Here is a 16,582-nt window from a genome sequence, read left to right on the forward strand (position 1 = left end):
GCCTACCCCCGCCGCGACGTCGCGTCGACCAGCACCGCGTGCAGTGCGCGCGCCTGCGGGCTCGCCTCGTCACCGCGCAAAACGACATCGGCGAACGCCGCGCCGATGGCCCGGCCGACTTCGAACTCGCCCGTATCCGCCGCCAACTCGGAGCGCCAGCGCCGGTATCCCCGCACCACCTCGGCGAATGTGCTGTCCGGTCCCGCCTCGAGACGCAGGTACTCCGCGATCAATACGCGTTGCGCCTGCCTGCGCGCGCGACCGCCTCCGGCGAAGTCGAGGGCCCGGCCGAATTCGCGCAGCGTCGCCAGGTGGATTTCCTGCTCCGCCGACCCGGCGTCGGACTCCGCCGTTTTCGTTGCCCCGCTCGACTCCAGCGCGGTCTGCTGGTCGAGGGTGATCGACCGATCAGCGCCCGCGCCCCGCGTATCGCGTGGTTCGTGACTCCACCACACCGGCCGCGATTCGGCGTCGAGCTCCGCCACCGCGACGACATCGAGAGCGATCACCGGGTAATCGGTGAGCACCCGGTCCACCGCGGCGACGAATCCCCGCATGACCGGCACCCGCAAACCAGGGGTGTCGAATCCCTCCACCCGTACGCCGTGGTGCTCGGCCAAAATCCGCGCCAGCCAGCTGATCACGGGATGGGTGACCGGCGCCGGTTCGGGGCGACGCCGATCGCGCCCGCGTGGCGCCTCGCCGGCGGGATTCTGCGGCCGGGGCGGGGACCCGAACCGAGGGCCCGGAGGTCTCGGCTCGGCTCCGGCCGGTGGTCCCGCCGTTCTCGGCGGCTGCCCGGCCCATGCCCTCGGGACTCTCGGCTCGGCTCCGGCCGGTGGTGCGGCGGTTCTGGGCGGCTGTCCGGACCACGGTGTGTCTCGCCGTCCCACACCATCCGGTAGGCCGGCCCCTGGCTGCCGCGCGGCCGGGGCACGGGATGAATCCCGGGCGGCGGCCGGAGGGAACACCCCGGAGTCCGGAGGACGGCGACCGGAGTCTCCAGCAGGTTTGCCGGAGTTACCGCTGCCCGGTCCGGCTGCTCCCCGATCCCCTGCCCCCTCGGAAGGATTCCGCTGTGGACCGCCCTCCGGTGTGGAACGTCCCGCCGAGGTGTCCGGCGTCCGCGCCGCTTCGGGTATGGATCCCCGGGGAGAGTCGGCCCGGTCGGTGGGCTGCGCCGGGGCCGCCGCTGCCGGAAAGGTCGCTGCGGGCGAAGACGTGCCGGCGTCACTGACCGGCGAGGGCAGCGCCGACTCACCGATCGGCTGCAACTCCTCGGCGGCAGTGCCGACCCGGCTGGCACCGTACCTGTCGTGCACTTCGAAATGGTCTGCCGCGTCCCTTATTCCAGCGGCCGTACTGTGCAGGCTTTCCTGCATCGCCCGCAGATTGACCAGCAATTGGTCGGCGTGCGGTTTGAATTCCTTGGCGAACGCGAGACCGAGATCGTCGTCGCCCCAGCTGCCTTCGGCATGAGCCAGGGAATCGCGCAGTCCGGTATAAGTCTGACCCACGCGGTCCCCGAGTTCGGACAGCCGCGCTCCCCGATTTCGCAAGCGGTCCGGATCCAGCCGAACCTCACCGTTCACGTCGTATCCCCCCGGTCAGGCTCGGTCGTCGCCGCGCAGCCGGAACCGTCGCTCGAAGCCGGTGACGAAGACCGGCAACGGCACCGACGTGGTCGAGCGCTCCACGACTCCGTCGTCGGCGACGTAGAATACCGCACGGTCCAACGCGATTTCGCCGTTCGGCACCGGTGAACGGACCACCCAGCCCACGCTGATTCGGTCGGCCCGCAATGTCGTCAGCGGGTATCCCGTAGTGTCGTACCCCTGTCGTCGGATGTGCTCCCGGACCAGGTCGAGCGCTTCCGGCGCACCGATCCCCTCGGTGTGACTCGCGTCCAGGTCCGCGAGCACGAACTGGAACATCGCACCATCTATGTCGGTGCCGTCGCCGTCACCGAAGACCTGCACGATCGCCTCGCGGGTAACCGCACCGGCCTGCGCGGCCGACACCAGCGACTCGGCCGCGCCCGATGCACCACCCGGCCGGTTCGCCAGCAGGTTGCCGATGACGCCCGCTACGGTGCCGACGGTCCACACCGCGGGCAGCGCCGGCGCGCACTCCGATATCGGGTCGGACGCACCCCGGTACCACTGACCGCCCTCCCACCAGTAACAAAACGACAGCAAACCGCTGGCCGCCCGCGGATTGAGCACGGGGTCCGCCACCCATCCCGGGGCTCCGGCGAACAATTCCGGCATCGCCGCGCCCCCGTTGTAGGCGGCGTCCAGGACCGCCGCATCCCACACTCCACCCGACAGCACGGCTCGGTCCCCGGGCAGTAACGTCAACGTCGAACCGCTGCGTCCCGCGCCCTCGAAGATGCCCACCGACGGAACGATCCGCGGCCCCTGCCCCGACCCGACCGCCACGAAGGCCGCCGCCAGCACCGCCCACCTGGCCCACAACACGGCCAACTCCGGCAGCTCGTCATCCACCGTCGTGGCCCGCAATCCCGCCCGCCGGTCCGCACGCATCGCCTCGGCGGCGACGCCCGGCGGCCGCGTCCGGCGTTCGTCGCGCCGCAGGTAGGCCGCCAGCCACACCGGCAGCCGATTGCGCGGGTAGCGTTCCAAGTCGGCGAGATAAGCCTCCGGCGCGAACAATTGCTCGCCCGGGAACGGCGACGCGCCGTGGTCGGCAGCGACCTCCACACCGTTCGCGTCGATGCGCACCAGCAGCCGCCACCACGGCCCACCGTCGGCGTCCGCCGACAACTGCCGATGCCGTCGCACCGCGTGCCACACCGCCTCCGGCACCGGGCGCCGAAACGAGCGGATATCGTCCTCGACCAGCACTAGCGCCGCTTCGGCGACCACGGTCATCGCGAACGCAGCCTCCAGCCGCCGCCACCCTGGCGGGGCCGCCTCCCGCAGCTCGTCCGCGATTCGATCGGCCAGCCCGGCGAGATTCTCATCCGGAGCCTGCGTCACGGCACTCTTCCCGTCCCACAATTCGCCTGGATCGGTTCCTCGCCAGGCTATGGAATGTCCTAGCCTGAAGATTTCGCACTTCCCGCCCCTGCGCAATGGCGGTATTCACCAGCCATGGCAAGCCCGCCGAGGTATCGGCACCGCGTCCCGGGTTCCGTGTGAGAATCGTCGTGAGAACGGCCGGTCGCTTTCCGGAGCCGAAGCGGCCGACCCTGCGGTGTCGCCGGCGCCGCGGCCGAGCGACACAGGTAGTCCGATGCCCGAAAAAGATCTCGAGTCCACCCCTAGGGCGTCCTGGGAGCGCAAGACCGGTATTCCCATGATGGCGCTGGCCCTCGCGTTCCTCGGCGTCTACGCCTGGCAGGTGCTCGATACCGGGGCCTCACCTCGCTTGGACGCCTGGCTCACCCGGGTCGACGTGGTGATCTGGGCGGTGTTCGCGCTGGATTTCGCCGTGCGACTGTGGCTGTCCGGCAATCGGTGGCGATTCCTGCGTACCCACCCGGTCGACCTGTTGATCGTGGTGCTGCCGCCGCTTCGCCCCTTGCGGCTGCTGCGAGCCGCCATGCTCGTGATCGGCACGTTGAACCGGAATACGACGACCAGAGCCAGGCTCGCGGTGTTCGTCGGGGCCAGTTCGATACTTCTCCTGCTGCTGTGCAGTCTGGCCTTCTTCGACGCCGAGTACGGGGCGGCCGACAGCAAGATCCACAATTTCGGTGACGCGCTGTGGTGGTCGATGGTGTCGGTGACCACCGTCGGGTACGGCGATGTGTATCCGGTGACGACCGAAGGCCGGTTGGTCTCGTTGATCCTGATGACCCTCGGCATCGGCCTGATCAGTTTCGCGATCGGCACAACGACCAGCTGGGTGATGGATCAACTGAAGACCGTCGAGGCCAACGTGGAGAGTGCCGACCGGGAGATCGCGGAACTCGTCGCCGAGATCAGAGCACTGCGCGCCGAAGTGGCCGCGATGCATACCGGGATGACCGCGCCGACTACCGTGCAGGCCGAATGACCGGCCGGTCCACTGCGCCTGGTGCGACTATCCGCTGCTACGTCTCGTCCACCTTGCGTACTCGGGTTTCGTGTGCCCGGACGGCCCGGCCGTCAGGAGTTGTGTAGGTCAGTTCGGGGACCGGAAGGCCGGTGGTGGCGTCCACCAACTGGGAATGGGGTTCCCCAGGTGAGAAGGCGTGGCCTTGGCCCCACTGACGCAGGCTGACAAACAGATCGAAGAGTTCCCGTCCCGCCTCGGTCAGCGCGTACTCCTGGAATCGGCTTCCGTCGGAAGCGGGTTCGACGCGAAGCACGCCGATCTCGACGAGGTTGCGCAGCCGATCGCTGAGGATGTTCTTGGCCACACCGAGGTTGCGGTGGAACCGACCGAACCGGGTGACGCCGTCGAAGGCGTCGCGAATGATCAGCAGCGACCACTTGTCGCCGATCAGATCTATCGTCCGTGCGACCGGGCAGGGCGGATCGGTCCATACCCGCTCGCGCGACCCGGTGTCGCTCATGCCGACTCCCACCTTCCGTTCGCCATGTTCGGCCCCGCCTCCATAGTTGCATAAAACTACCATCCCGACCTATGGTTTCGAATCGAAACCATTGTGTCGTGGCGACTCGCCGCGGACCGAACCTGGAGGAGTGTGATGAGCCGGGCAGCCGAGGCCGGTACGGGCACAGCGGAGTCGGGCGGAATCGGCGCCCGGCTGGCGACGGTCCTCGCGGTGGCCTGCGGAATGGCGGTGGCCAATGTCTACTACGCGCAACCGCTGGTGGAACGGATCGGCGCAGACCTCGAGGTCGGCACCGGCCAACTCGGCCTGGTGACCACCCTGACGCAAGCGGGTTACCTGATCGGGCTGGTGTTGCTCGTACCCCTGGGCGATCTGGTCGATCGACGGCGCCTCGTCGTCAGTCTCACCTCGGTCGCGGCTTGCGGCCTCGTGGGTGTCGCGATGTCACGGGACGCGATCTGGTTCTTCGCGGCGAGCGCGGCGGTCGGGTCGGCGTCGGTCGTGGTGCAGGTCATCGTCGCCTATGGTGCGGATCTGAGCGGGCCGCGGCAGCGGGGCCGGGTCGTGGGCACGGTGACCGGCGGGGTGGTGATCGGGATCCTGCTGGCTCGCACGGTGTCGGGGCTGATCTCCGAACTGGCGGGGTGGCGGGCGGTGTTCATGGTGTCGGCCGTCCTGATGGTGGGATCGGCAGGGACATTGGCACGTCTTCTTCCGCGTGATCATGTCGCGCGGGCGCCGGTTTCGTACGCCTACCTGATCACTTCCGTAGTGCGCCTGACCGTGCGCGAGCCGGTGTTTCGCGTACGCGGCCTGATCGGTTTGCTGATGTTCGCTGGGTTCGGTGCGCTATGGGGTTCGATGGCGCTGCCTTTGGCGGCGGCGCCATGGCATCTGTCCACCGGCGAGATCGGCCTGTTCGCGATCGCGGGGGCGGCCGGTGCGCTGGGGGCGACCCGGGCCGGCCGACTGGCCGACTGTGGCCGGGCGCAGACGGTCAGCGCGATCGCGCTCGTGTTGTCGCCGCTGTCGTGGGCGGCGGTCGCGGCGGCGCCGCACTCCCTGGCGCTGCTGGTGGTCGGTGTGATCATGTTCGACTTGGCGGTGCAGGCGCTGCATGTGACCAACCAGCACCTGATCGTCGACATCGATCCGGCTGCGAGCAGTCGTCTGATCGGCAGCTACATGGTCTACTACTCGCTCGGCAGCGGCGGCGGAGCGGTGACCGCCACCACGCTGTACAGCCTCGCCGGATGGAGAGCGGTCTGCGCTCTCGGCGCGATACTCGCCATGTCGGCTTCGGCCGCATGGGCGGTGGACCGGCTGCGCCAGCGCCGGGTCTCGGCGCTCGAAGCGTCCCCACCGAATTCGGTTGCCGCCTGCGACTGAGTGCCACTGGACAGCCCGATCAGCAGGTTACGTATACCTCGGCGGCCCTGTCGAACGACACGTGCACGTGGTCGTAGTGATTGGCCGTCAGGCTCCCACGGTCTTCCAGGTAGGACCAGCCGCTGCCGTCGTTGTACCGCTGCCGCCAGATCACATACGTCACACCGAAACGCTGCTTGTTGGCCAGAACGAAGTCGGCGATCGCGTCGCCGCGTGCGAAATCCGAGGTCATGAGATCGAGCGCCAGGCCGGCGCCGTGGTCGCCGTCGCCACGTCCGACGGCGCCGCCGATGTCGCTGACGCCGAAAGTCTGCTTGAGCAGGTTGCCCACCTGTGCCACATGTGGCCGCGTGCCGGCGAGTTCCGTCGAACACGGAACGGGGGGTGGCGGCGGAGGCGGGTGCTGAGCGGCCTGCTTCTCCGACAAGGGCGGCGGTTCGGCCGCGGCCGCGGCCTGCGCCGGCTGAACCGGGGGCGGCACGGCGGTCGGCGCGGGGGTGGTTTCGACGGCGGACGACGCCGGCGAATCGTTCGCCGTGACATGCCGCGCGTGCGAGCCCGGTCGTATCACCGCCCACAGCACGACGACGGCAGCCGCCGCGATGCCACACACAGCCAGAGCGGTGAGCTTCCGGTCCGTGGTTCGTTTTCGATGTTGACCAGGCATGATGTCGAGTACCGATTACAGTCGGGAACAGGTCACCGATACATTACGAAATGGTCGCGGAAAAGTCACGTCGACAGTCGTGGATCCGGCGCCTAGCACTCGACCCAGGTCCGTTTGCACCCAGCCCATCAACGGTTCCCCGGCGACTGCCGAGGCGTTCGAGTCCGCTGCGGGGCGAGCGAGGCTCCGCTTGGTCGCGAAGCCGTCAATGGGATGGGCTACTACCGGTTACCGCCGCTTCGGCGCCTGGCGTCCTCGTACGGATCCCGTCCGTCCAGCGCCACCAGGTCCCCCCGGCCGGGCGTAAGCCCGCGCCTCTCCGTTGGACGCGATGGCGAAATCGTTGTGAACGGTCCCGCCGCTGCCCCCTCGGCATTCAGCGCTGGGCCGCCGTCGCGGCAGCGCCTCCGGATCTTTCATTGTGGGACAGGGAATCTCGGGACTCCTATCCCGAACGGGCACAGTTCGCCGTCCGCCGATCTGTCGCTGCGCGACTCAGCGCGCGTCGGTCGCTGTCAGCACGCGAGAGTCGGCGGCGTGGTCCGGCCGCGCGCCGACCTGCGGGTAGGTCGGATACTCGATGCCCGAGATGTACTGCACCGTGCGCACCACCTGGCATGAGTAGCCGAACTCGTTGTCGTACCAGACGTACAGGATCGCGGTGTCGTCCTCGACGATGGTGGCGTTGGCGTCGATGATCGAGGCTGCGCGCGACCCGATGAAGTCGCTGGAGACCACGTCCGTGGCGGCGGTGTAATCGAGGTTCCGGCTCAACGGCCCGGCGAGTGAGACCCGGCGCAGATATTCGAGCACATCGCTTTTCGTCGTCTTCCGTTCGAGCTGCAGGTTCAAGATCGCGACCGAAACGTCGGGGGTGGGAACCCGAATCGAGTTGCCGGTGATCTTCGCCTTGAAATCCGGCATGGCCTTCGCGACCGCGGACGCGGCACCGGTTTCGGTGAGCACGAGGTTGAACGGCGCGGAACGACCGCGACGGTCCGCCTTGTGATAGTTGTCCAGCAGGTTCTGGTCGTTGGTGAACGAGTGCACCGTCTCCACGTGCCCGCGGATGATGCCGTACTCGTCATCCATGGCCTTGAGCGGCGGAACGATCGCGTTGGTCGTGCACGAGGCGCACGAGAAGATCTGCTGCGACAGGTCGAGGCCGCGGTGGTTGACGCCGTGCACGATATTCGGGACGTCGCCTTTACCGGGCGCGGTGAGCACGACTTTCGCGATGCCGGGGCGCAGATGCTGCGACAGCCCGGCACGGTCACGCCACCTGCCGGTGTTGTCGATCAGGATCGCGTCGTTGATCCCGTACGCGGTGTAGTCGATCGTGGTCGGGTCGTCACTGTAGATGAACTTGATCACGTTCCCGTTCGCGGTGATCGTGTCGTTGCCGGTGTCGACCTTGATCGTGCCGTTGAAGTGGCCGTGCACCGAATCCCTTCGCAGCAGCGACGCGCGCTTGGCCAGATCGTCCTCGCCTCCCTTGCGCACCACCACGGCACGGAGGTTCAGCCCGTTGCCGGATCCGGCCTTCTCGATGAGCAGACGAGTGACCAGACGACCGATGCGGCCGAAGCCGTAGAGGACGACATCCCGGGGACCGGACGGCCGAGCCTTGTTGCCGTTGGTCACCTCGTGCAACACCGCGGCGGTGAACTCGCGGATCGAGAGCCCACGATCGTCGTTGCGATAGGTCATGACCAACTGACCGAGATCGATCTTGCACGGCCCCAGGTCCAGCTCGCTGAGCACTTGCAGGAAGGGAAGGGTCTCGTCCACCGACAACTCTTCGCCCTCGATCTGCCTCGCGAAGCGGTGCGTCCGCAGAATGCTGATCACCGACTTGTTCACCAGCGACCGGCTGTGCAGCAGGATCGTCACCCCTTTGCCCCGATACAACGTGCCGATGATGGGAATCATCGCCTCAGCGGCGGCTTCCTGGGCGTTCCAGCGGTCAAGTTGTTCGGTAGTCAACGCAGGTCCTCGGATTCCTCGATTTGTTCGCGTATCGATGCTAGTGAGGGCTGGGATATCACCGAGGCCGGATACCCACCCGTGAGATCACCAGGTTGCGGCGTCGACCGAGCACGGCACCGGCGGAGCGGTCAACCGATGAGTTCTCGCACGGCCGGTCCCCGGCCGTGCAACATCGCCGACTCGGCCCACAGCCACGGCAAGACCGGTCCGCTGTCGCGGTGGCCGCACCCACTCGGGCGATCGCCTGAACACCGGGCGCGCTCGGCGCCTCCGGGCAGGTGTCACGTGGGGCCGCGGCCGCGGCCGCCTCGTCCACCAGCGCGGTCTTCCCGATCCGGGCCGAACCCTGGATGAGAATGCCGCTGCGATCCTCCGGACCATCGATGAGCGCGCCCAGATCCTTCCGCTCGGCTTCTCGCCCGAACAGCGGCATGGTGCGCACTCCTTCACGGCCCGTCCCGGTAGCGGGTCCGCTGCGACCCTACCGAAGCGATCGAAGCCGCTTCCCGCACCGCGCACCCGATGCGGCGGACCCTTTTTCTCGTCGCGGCGTCAGATCCGCGCGGGGCGAGCTCCGCGGCGCCGTGGGCGCAGCTGGAACAGGCGGTACCAGGCCAGCGCGAGGAAGATGGCCGCCAGACCGGCGACGACTCCCATATCGAGCAGCCACGTGCCCAGGCTGTGTTTCCACAGTGGGTCGGGTGCGCCTTCGTGCGGTGAGAGAGTGTCGAGGTCGAGCGTGGCGGCTCCCGCGCCGTAGCCCCAGCGCGACGGCGATATATAGGCCAGCTGTTCCAGCACGGGAGTGCCGGGGAGCCGCACCAGACCGCCGGTGAGCACCAGCTGTGCCATCGACAGCACGATGAGCAGTGGCAGCGTCTTCTCCGACGTGTCCACCATCACCGAGACCAGCAAGCCCAGGGTCAGCGACGCGATGCCGAGCATCGCCATCGCCAAGATCAGCTCCAACTCGGCCGACATGAATATGCCCTTGGGCGGCAGATTCTCACCGAGGGTGCCGATCAAGAACAACACCGCCGCCTGAAGGGTAGTGATCACGCCCAGGACCAGGAACTTCGACATCAGGTAGACCCCGGTCGACAGACCCGCCGCGCGTTCTCTGCGATAGATCGTCTGCTCTTTGACGATCTCGCGAATCGCGTTGCCGGTGCCGACGAAGCATGCGCCGAATACCAGGATCATCAGCTTGGTCGGGGCATCGGTGTTGGTGCCCGGCGCCCCGGTGAAACCCTCGCCCGACGGCACCGCGGCGATCAAGCCACCGAGCAGCAACGGCATCACGCCGAGCAGAGCCAGATAACTCCGGTCCGAGGCGATCACTGCCAGATATCGCCGGCACAGCGTACCGAGCTGGCTGAGCTTGGACTGCGGCGCGGGCGGCGGCGCAGGCGGGTGCACTTCCGCCGGGCCCACCTCGTCGGTGAGCCCGCCCGCCACGTACTCCTGGAAGCGCGGCGAGGCCCGGAACTCACCGGCCCAGTCGCGGTCGTCCTCACGATCGAACGCCTGGAACACCTCGGCCCAGCTGCGCTTCCCGAACTGCTGCAACCCCTCCGCGGGCGGCCCGTAATAGGCCAGTCGCCCACCGGGCACCAGAACGAGCAAGCGGTCACAGAAATCGAGGTTCGCGACACTGTGCGTGACGACGATGACGGTACGCCCGTCGTGCGCCAATTCCGACAGCATCTCCATGACCGTTTTGTCCAGGCCGGGGTCGAGGCCGGAGGTCGGTTCGTCGAGGAACAACAGCGAGGGTTTGGTCAGCAGCTCCAGCGCCACGCTCACGCGTTTGCGCTGCCCGCCGGAGAGCTTATCGATGCGGGTATCGGCGTGCCGCGCCAGACCGAGCTCCTCGAGGACCTCGTCGACCCGCTGCTCCCGCTCCTCGCTGCCGGTGTCGCCGGGGAAGCGCAGTTCGGCCGCGTAGAGCAGGGCGCGCCGCGTCGGCAGCTGACTGTGCAAAATGTCTTCCTGCGGAACCAGCCCGATCCGGTGCCGCAGTTCGTCGTAATCGGTGTAGAGGTCGCGTCCGTCGTAACGAACCGTCCCCTCCGTCGCGGGCCGCAGTCCGGTGACCGCGCCGAGCAGCGTCGACTTTCCCGCCCCACTCGGGCCGATGACGCCCACGAGCGAGCGCTCCGGGATGGGGAAGCTCACGTCGTCGAGCAGCACCTTGCCTTCCGGTGTCCGCACGACGAGGCTCTGCACCGAAACCGACACGTCGCCGGTGTCTACGAATTCGCGCAATTCGTCGCCGACCAGCCGGAACGTGGTATGCCCCATGCCGATCAAATCGGATTCGGAGAGTTCGACGGAGTCGGCCCGGGAGCCGTTGACGTAAGTGCCGTTGTGGCTGTCGAGATCGACGATCCGGTACCGGCCGGGGCCGGTCGTCCGCAGTTCGGCGTGATGGCGGGAGACCATGAGGTCCGGCACGACGATGTCGTTGTCCGCGGCGCGCCCGATGCGGACTACGCCCGAGGTGATCCGGACGACCGGGCCCGAGGGCGCCGCCGCGGAGGACGATCGGGAAACCCGCCGGGGCAGGGCCGACTGGAACTCGGTGACCGTCGCTTCATCGTCGAGGTCGTAGCCGGGATCACGAACCAGCATCGTGTCGCCACCGCCACCGCCATCGGATTCATGGCCGGGCGGTGCTTCCAGCGAGCAGGTCAACTCTTCGCCGTCCACGGCGTGACCGAGCTGGAACGTCTCGTCGTGATCGATCACCATTCGCTCGACCCGGTGACCGTCGAAATAGGTGCCGTTGAGGCTGCCCGCGTCCTCGATTTCCCAGCCGCCCGAGCCCCGCTCCAGCACGGCGTGCAAAGACGATACCCGCGGATCGTTCACCACGATGTCGGCTCCGGCATCGCGACCGACATTGTATGCGCCTCCGGCGCGTAATCGATAGACGCGTTCTCGCGTCTGCACCACGAGAACCGGTGCGTCGGGAATTTCCGTGGATGACCGTCCATCCGCCATAGCGCGAGTATACGACTGTGCCGCTTTGCCGCCGCAATAGTCGGCCCCATTACTTCGTCACGGCCCATACCCACCCCAGGCTTCCCCGATCCCCGGAAAACCATCATGAACTGCACAAATGCGAGTGAGATCGGAAAACCACCGCCCTCGGACCCACCGGGTATTTCCTGAACCGGCCCTCGATCACATGACACAACGGAAATCAAGGGAAAATTGCAGATTTGATCATCATCCGAACAAATGTTTGAACGGGAGATCGAGCTCGGATGGTTTCCGATTCGTTTCCTGTCCCCGCCATGGATTCGGTCACATACGAGCGTCTACGGCAACGACCGGAAGGACGATGTGCATCGCCTTCTATTTTCACAACGGAGCGGGAACTGCGGCCTTTTCGGTGGTGCTATGACTTACGCGGCACGTCCGGTGTACCGCAGCGGAGTATTCTACGAGGCGTGCCCTCCTCAGAGGTCGCCGTCGTTTTCGCCCTGAGCGCGGCCGTGTGTATAGCGCTCGGCGCGGTGATCCGCCAGCGTGCCGCCGCACGAACTGCCGACACGCCCGATTCGGTCATGGGCGGCCTGCTCCGCTCCCCCGATTGGTGGCTGGGGACGTTCGTCGGCTTCGGCGGGTTCGCCTTTCAGGCAGCCGCCTTGGGTCGAGGCGCGCTGATGCTGGTGCAGCCCTTGCTGGTGCTGTCGCTGTTGTTCGTGTTGCCACTGGGCGCGTGGCTCAACGGGCGGTCGGTATCAGCTGCCGACTGGGCATGGGCGCTGGCGTTGACCGCAGGCGTGGCGATCCTGGTGATCGTCGGCGATCCCCGTCCTGGCCAGCCACACGCCGAAGCGTTGCACTGGGTCATCGTGGGGCTCATCGCCGTACCCGTGTTCACCGCTGTGCTGCTCTGCGCCCGCGCCTGGCCCGGCCCGCGGCGAGCGGTACTGCTGGCCTTGGTCTCCGGTGCGCTGTTCGGGCTCGCCGCCGTACTCGTCAAGGGCGTGCTCGCCACCGCGGACCGGGGCGCGAACTCCGTCTTGACCTCGGCCGAGACGTACGCGCTGATTGTCGTCGGCCTCACCGCCACGGTGGTGCAGCAGTACTCGTATCAGGCCGGAAGTCTGCACGCGTCGTTCCCGGCGGCGACGGTCGTCGAACCGGTGGTGGTCGGCGCACTGGGCTTCCTGGCGCTCGGCGAGTACCTGGACGTGGACGTCGCGCTGGTCGCACTGCTGGTAGTCGCGCTCGCGATCGTGATAGTCGCGACGGTCGCGCTCGCGCGCAGCAAGAGCGCCGACCCCATCCCGGCCACCAGCAGCCCGCCGCACCGCACGCCACAGTGGGGCCGGTCGTCGACTCGGTTTCGCAGCGACCGCTCATAGCACTGGGAAGCCACCGCCGCCGAGGTCGTTGCCGACAACATCGACGCGGATGGAGTGTTCCGCGGTATCTCGGTTCAGGAGCCCGGCTCACTCTGGGGTTCGAACTTGGCAACCAGCCAGACTCTCTTGATCTCCCCTTCGGGGTTCTCGAAGTACGACTTCACTTCATCGTCGGCATCCAGGAAACCGCTGATTGTCACCAGGTATTCGGTGCCGTCGACCCGGACGATGTCGTTCTCGTGGACCACCGGGGGTCTCACCACATCAGCGACGTCGCCGGGCTGGTTGGGCGTCTCGTCGTGACGGAAACGCAGGGTGAAGGTGTGGTCGAATCCCTCGTCCCGGAAGTCGACGGTGACCTTCAGGAAGGCCGAGAACTGGTTGTGGGGCAGATGAATGCGACGGTTGTAGTGGGTGAAGATGCCGAGCCTGAAGTTCTGGCCGTCGAGCCTCGCGTCGACATCGGTGAGGCCGGTGAAGTCGTAGCCGCTCTTGTCCTCGTCCTCGCCGCTGCCCCATCTGATACTCGATTTGATGCCCGTGCTCGACCGTACCCCCGGCTGCCGCAAACCCTCGAATTGCGACTCGTCCACACTGACGCGCGTCCAAATACCCTTGGTATCGACTTTTCCCATGACAGATGTGCCCCCTTGTTCCGGTCCGACCGACGAACTGTCCATCCACCGCATCACCAAGCATGCCCTACGAAGGACGACTTGTCATCGAAATCAATTGCGCGCCAGTGTATTTGCTGCACAGATGCCTGACGAACGCGCTGACAGTCGCCGGGGGGTAAGCGCGGGCACCAGCCGGGTGTTCAGTGGTTGGGGTCGGCGGGGGTTCGTTGTGGCCGCCGCTGACGGAAGGTTCCTTCCGTTGTCTCGGGTTGGGAGTAACCGAGCCCGTTGATACGCCTTTTGCCCGCCGCGGGCTGTGGTGCGCGGATGCGAGCGCCCCTGCGCTGCCAGTTCCAGACGAGCACAAGATCGGTGTGCTCGTTGAGCACTCGTACCAGGATGCGGATTTGATCGAGGTCGATGCCTGCCGGTACGAGGTGTTGGAACTGCCTGCTCGCCGGTTCCGTGGGGGTGCGCGGGTCGACTTGGCCGGGCGGAAAGGCGATGAGCAAGTCGGTTGCCGTTCGGACGCCGAGTTGACGCAACTTCACGCGGGTCTTGGTGCCGGCGCGAACGCCTGGGCCGAGGCTTCCGCTGAGTTGCGCGGTCCAGCTCGGGTCTTCGGCGCCGGGTTCGGCTGCCCGCTTGTTGTCGTGACGCAACGACTGCCTGCGTTCGCGCCGCGTCACTTCGCTGTGGTCGAGATGGATGTAGAGCTGGGCCTGGTCGATCCAATCCACCAGCCGGCCCAGCGGGACACGTGTGTGGAGAATGACGTCGACGAGATTCGCCGTCACCAGACTCTGCATGTCTTCGATGCCTTCTTCGATGAGCCGGGATTCGTACCACACGTTCAGGCCGTCGATTTGATTGAGCGGATAGTCCGGTGTGAGTTGGGGCACCGCGGCGCGCAGGGCAATAGCCACGGTCCGGTGCAGCGCGTAGATGCCGACGATCGGAAAAGCGCCGACGACGAAGGCGATCGCCGATTGAACGCCGCCTTCGAAGCTGTCGAGCAGTTGGTACAGCGGCACCAAGGTGGTGAAGACGACGATGATCCGCAGCAGGGCGGAGGCATACGCGCTCGGTCTCAGATCGCTCTGGAAGAAGCGCCGGATCAGGCTCTGCACGGTGAACGCGTAAGCCCCGAGAAAACCGAACTTGAGAATGTCCCACACCGTGGTGGGGTTCACGACGAAGTTCAGATCCCACAGGGTCGCTGTCCAGCATGTCGCGAAGGCGATCGTGGCGAGAAAGACGGGAAAAAGGGTTTCGGTCTTGACCGCGAAGTCGGATCCGCCCGCGGAGGACACGGCGCGTCCGTAGTAGGCGTTGAACTTCTGCCGGTAGATATTGTGATCCTCCTCTTGGAGATAGCCGCCGTCCGCGAGCCATTCCTCATAGAATTCGGAGGATCGCGGCGGTCGGGGCAGGTATTTCCGATCGTCTACGGCCAGGCGGTGAAGGTTGATGACATACTCGCTCCACAAGGCGCTCGCACGCTGCCCCAGAAATCGGACATACAACCAGCTGGGAAGAAAGGAAAGCACCCAGACGATGAAGATCCGCAATACTCCGGCGGACACATCGTGTGCCGAACTCTGACGCTCGATCCCGCCCCATACCGTGAGGAAGGCGAACACGATCGGGACGACGATCAGCACATTCATCAATCCCAGAACGACCTTGCGGCTGAACCACCCCGACGACCGGCTCACCGCCATCGCATGGCCGGTGGGCGTGCGGCCGTCGGCGGCGTCGGCGACACCTTGCGTCAAGGACAGGAGCGACTCTCTCGCGTGCGGGTGCTCGTGCAGCGTCTGACGCAAGTGCTGCGCGAGACGACTACGAGCACCTCTGCTGTTCGAGGCCTGGACGAGGCGGCTGAGCACGGGGTCCCTTCGGAACAGTTCGCCGAGCTCGGCCGAGATGGCATGGGCCACCCGGTCGTTCTCGGTGAGAAATCGCGCGACCCGGAGGCGGTAGACCCGGCCGTTCTGCCATTGCGGTTCCGAGCAACGCGATGCCATCGTGAGGGCGCCGGAAAGGTCCTTTGCCAAGATGTGTGTTCGCGCTGTGGCGTCCATATCTCCTCCGATGAGCGTTCCGGTCCCGTCGAGATGGTCCCGTCTCTCGTGGTCAGATCGGAGAATAGGTTCAGCATTCCACTCGGTAACGAGTAGTTCACTACGCATTCCAACGCTGGCGCTTCGCGCCGTACCGTTGATAAGCACCCGGTACACCTGATCCGTCTCGATAAGGCCGCGTATGAACGAGGGTTCGGCTGCGCTACGCTGGTCATCTCACTCCATTACGGTGCCGCTCAACTGTCGATGAATCGCCTTACGATTGCGTACCGTCCGACAGCCGGGGAATGAGTACCGGACTACCTCATTCGAATCGGAATCGATCCAGTGCTTCGACACTAGTGTGCTGAATGTAAGCTGATGCTGCGAATTCATGAGCCGACCGGTTCGCTGAGTTCTCGAAATCATCGAGAATCGGAACGCCGGGGTTCCGCCGAAAGGAGTAATGCAATGATCAACACTCACACTGTCGTCGCAGGAGATACTCTGTCGGCGATCGCCAAACGATTCTATGGGCAAGCGGCGCTTTTCGAGTTGATCGCCGTCGCCAGCGGGGTTCCGGATCCCGATTCGATACGTATCGGGACGGTACTGATCATCCCCGAGGTGAGCCGCAAACACACGGTGCGAGCCGGCGAAACCCTCTCCGGCTTGGCCGGGCATTTCTATCGCCCGCAGAATTCACACCTGTTCCCGCTGATCGCCGCCGCGAACGGGATCAGCGATCCCGACGAAATCCACGTCGGACAGGTGCTGATCATCCCTGGCATCGCGTACAAGGTCGTCTCCGGCGACACTCTGTCCAAGCTCGCGAAGCGCTTCTACGGCAACGCGGCGCTGTTCCCGCTGATCGCGGACGCGAACGAGATCGCGAACCCCGACGTCATCCACGTCGGCCAAGAACTGATCATCCCCCCGAAGAG

12 protein-coding genes are annotated in these 16,582 nt (G+C 66.2%); 4 read left to right on the plus strand and 8 right to left on the minus strand.

Going from position 1 to position 16,582, the window contains the following annotated elements; genetic code table 11:
* Positions 1-2 precede the first annotated feature (2 nt).
* A complete protein-coding gene (locus ON27_RS43735) occupies positions 3-1,592 on the minus strand; it encodes a WXG100 family type VII secretion target (protein WP_157227905.1) in 1,590 nt (529 codons plus the stop codon).
* A gap of 15 nt (positions 1,593-1,607) precedes the next feature.
* Complete coding sequence (locus ON27_RS37625) at positions 1,608-3,002, minus strand: hypothetical protein (RefSeq protein WP_245560551.1); 1,395 nt, start codon at positions 3,000-3,002, stop codon at positions 1,608-1,610.
* Positions 3,003-3,258: 256 nt separating this feature from the next.
* On the opposite strand from ON27_RS37625, the gene ON27_RS37630 reads away from it, so the two are divergent.
* Positions 3,259-4,023, plus strand: coding sequence for a potassium channel family protein (locus ON27_RS37630; RefSeq protein WP_043738637.1), 765 nt, complete (start codon positions 3,259-3,261; stop codon positions 4,021-4,023).
* A gap of 37 nt (positions 4,024-4,060) precedes the next feature.
* Here ON27_RS37630 and ON27_RS37635 read toward each other — a convergent pair whose 3' ends face one another.
* On the minus strand, positions 4,061-4,525 hold the full coding sequence (locus ON27_RS37635; protein ID WP_043738639.1) for a winged helix-turn-helix transcriptional regulator: 465 nt from the start codon (positions 4,523-4,525) through the stop codon (positions 4,061-4,063).
* 135 nt (positions 4,526-4,660) lie between these two features.
* On the opposite strand from ON27_RS37635, the gene ON27_RS37640 reads away from it, so the two are divergent.
* On the plus strand, positions 4,661-5,917 hold the full coding sequence (locus ON27_RS37640) for an MFS transporter (RefSeq protein WP_051047498.1): 1,257 nt from the start codon (positions 4,661-4,663) through the stop codon (positions 5,915-5,917).
* Between the two features lie 19 nt (positions 5,918-5,936).
* Here the strand turns inward: ON27_RS37640 and ON27_RS45670 are convergent, their stop codons facing one another.
* The 3 genes from ON27_RS45670 to ON27_RS37660 all read right to left on the minus strand — a co-directional run bounded on the left by ON27_RS45670 (position 5,937) and on the right by ON27_RS37660 (position 11,579).
* Positions 5,937-6,584 (minus strand): VldE C-terminal domain-containing protein, encoded by a 648-nt coding sequence (locus ON27_RS45670; protein ID WP_043738641.1) that lies wholly within the window; start codon positions 6,582-6,584, stop codon positions 5,937-5,939.
* A 495-nt stretch (positions 6,585-7,079) separates the two neighbouring features.
* On the minus strand, positions 7,080-8,570 hold the full coding sequence (locus ON27_RS37650) for a glyceraldehyde-3-phosphate dehydrogenase (RefSeq protein ID WP_043738643.1): 1,491 nt from the start codon (positions 8,568-8,570) through the stop codon (positions 7,080-7,082).
* Between the two features lie 555 nt (positions 8,571-9,125).
* Positions 9,126-11,579 carry an FHA domain-containing protein gene (locus tag ON27_RS37660; protein WP_043738647.1) on the minus strand — a complete coding sequence of 818 codons (2,454 nt, stop codon included), beginning with the start codon at positions 11,577-11,579 and terminating at the stop codon, positions 9,126-9,128.
* A 452-nt stretch (positions 11,580-12,031) separates the two neighbouring features.
* Between ON27_RS37660 and ON27_RS37665 the strand changes: the two genes are divergently transcribed.
* On the plus strand, positions 12,032-12,955 hold the full coding sequence (locus ON27_RS37665; RefSeq protein WP_063711454.1) for a DMT family transporter: 924 nt from the start codon (positions 12,032-12,034) through the stop codon (positions 12,953-12,955).
* Between the two features lie 74 nt (positions 12,956-13,029).
* On the opposite strand, the gene ON27_RS37670 is transcribed toward ON27_RS37665, so the two are convergent.
* Together ON27_RS37670 and ON27_RS37675 are read right to left on the minus strand one after the other, a co-directional pair.
* Positions 13,030-13,635: a choice-of-anchor K domain-containing protein gene (locus ON27_RS37670; protein ID WP_157227907.1), complete on the minus strand. Its 606-nt coding sequence runs from the start codon at positions 13,633-13,635 to the stop codon at positions 13,030-13,032.
* Positions 13,636-13,772: 137 nt separating this feature from the next.
* Positions 13,773-15,350 carry a hypothetical protein gene (locus ON27_RS37675; protein WP_157227909.1) on the minus strand — a complete coding sequence of 526 codons (1,578 nt, stop codon included), beginning with the start codon at positions 15,348-15,350 and terminating at the stop codon, positions 13,773-13,775.
* Between the two features lie 759 nt (positions 15,351-16,109).
* Between ON27_RS37675 and ON27_RS40645 the strand changes: the two genes are divergently transcribed.
* Positions 16,110-16,582, plus strand: a 473-nt coding sequence (locus ON27_RS40645) for a LysM peptidoglycan-binding domain-containing protein (RefSeq protein WP_169334585.1), incomplete at its 3' end; no start/stop codon positions are given.

Source organism: Nocardia asiatica NBRC 100129, from assembly GCF_000308415.1.
In the GTDB taxonomy this organism is placed as follows: domain Bacteria; phylum Actinomycetota; class Actinomycetes; order Mycobacteriales; family Mycobacteriaceae; genus Nocardia; species Nocardia asiatica.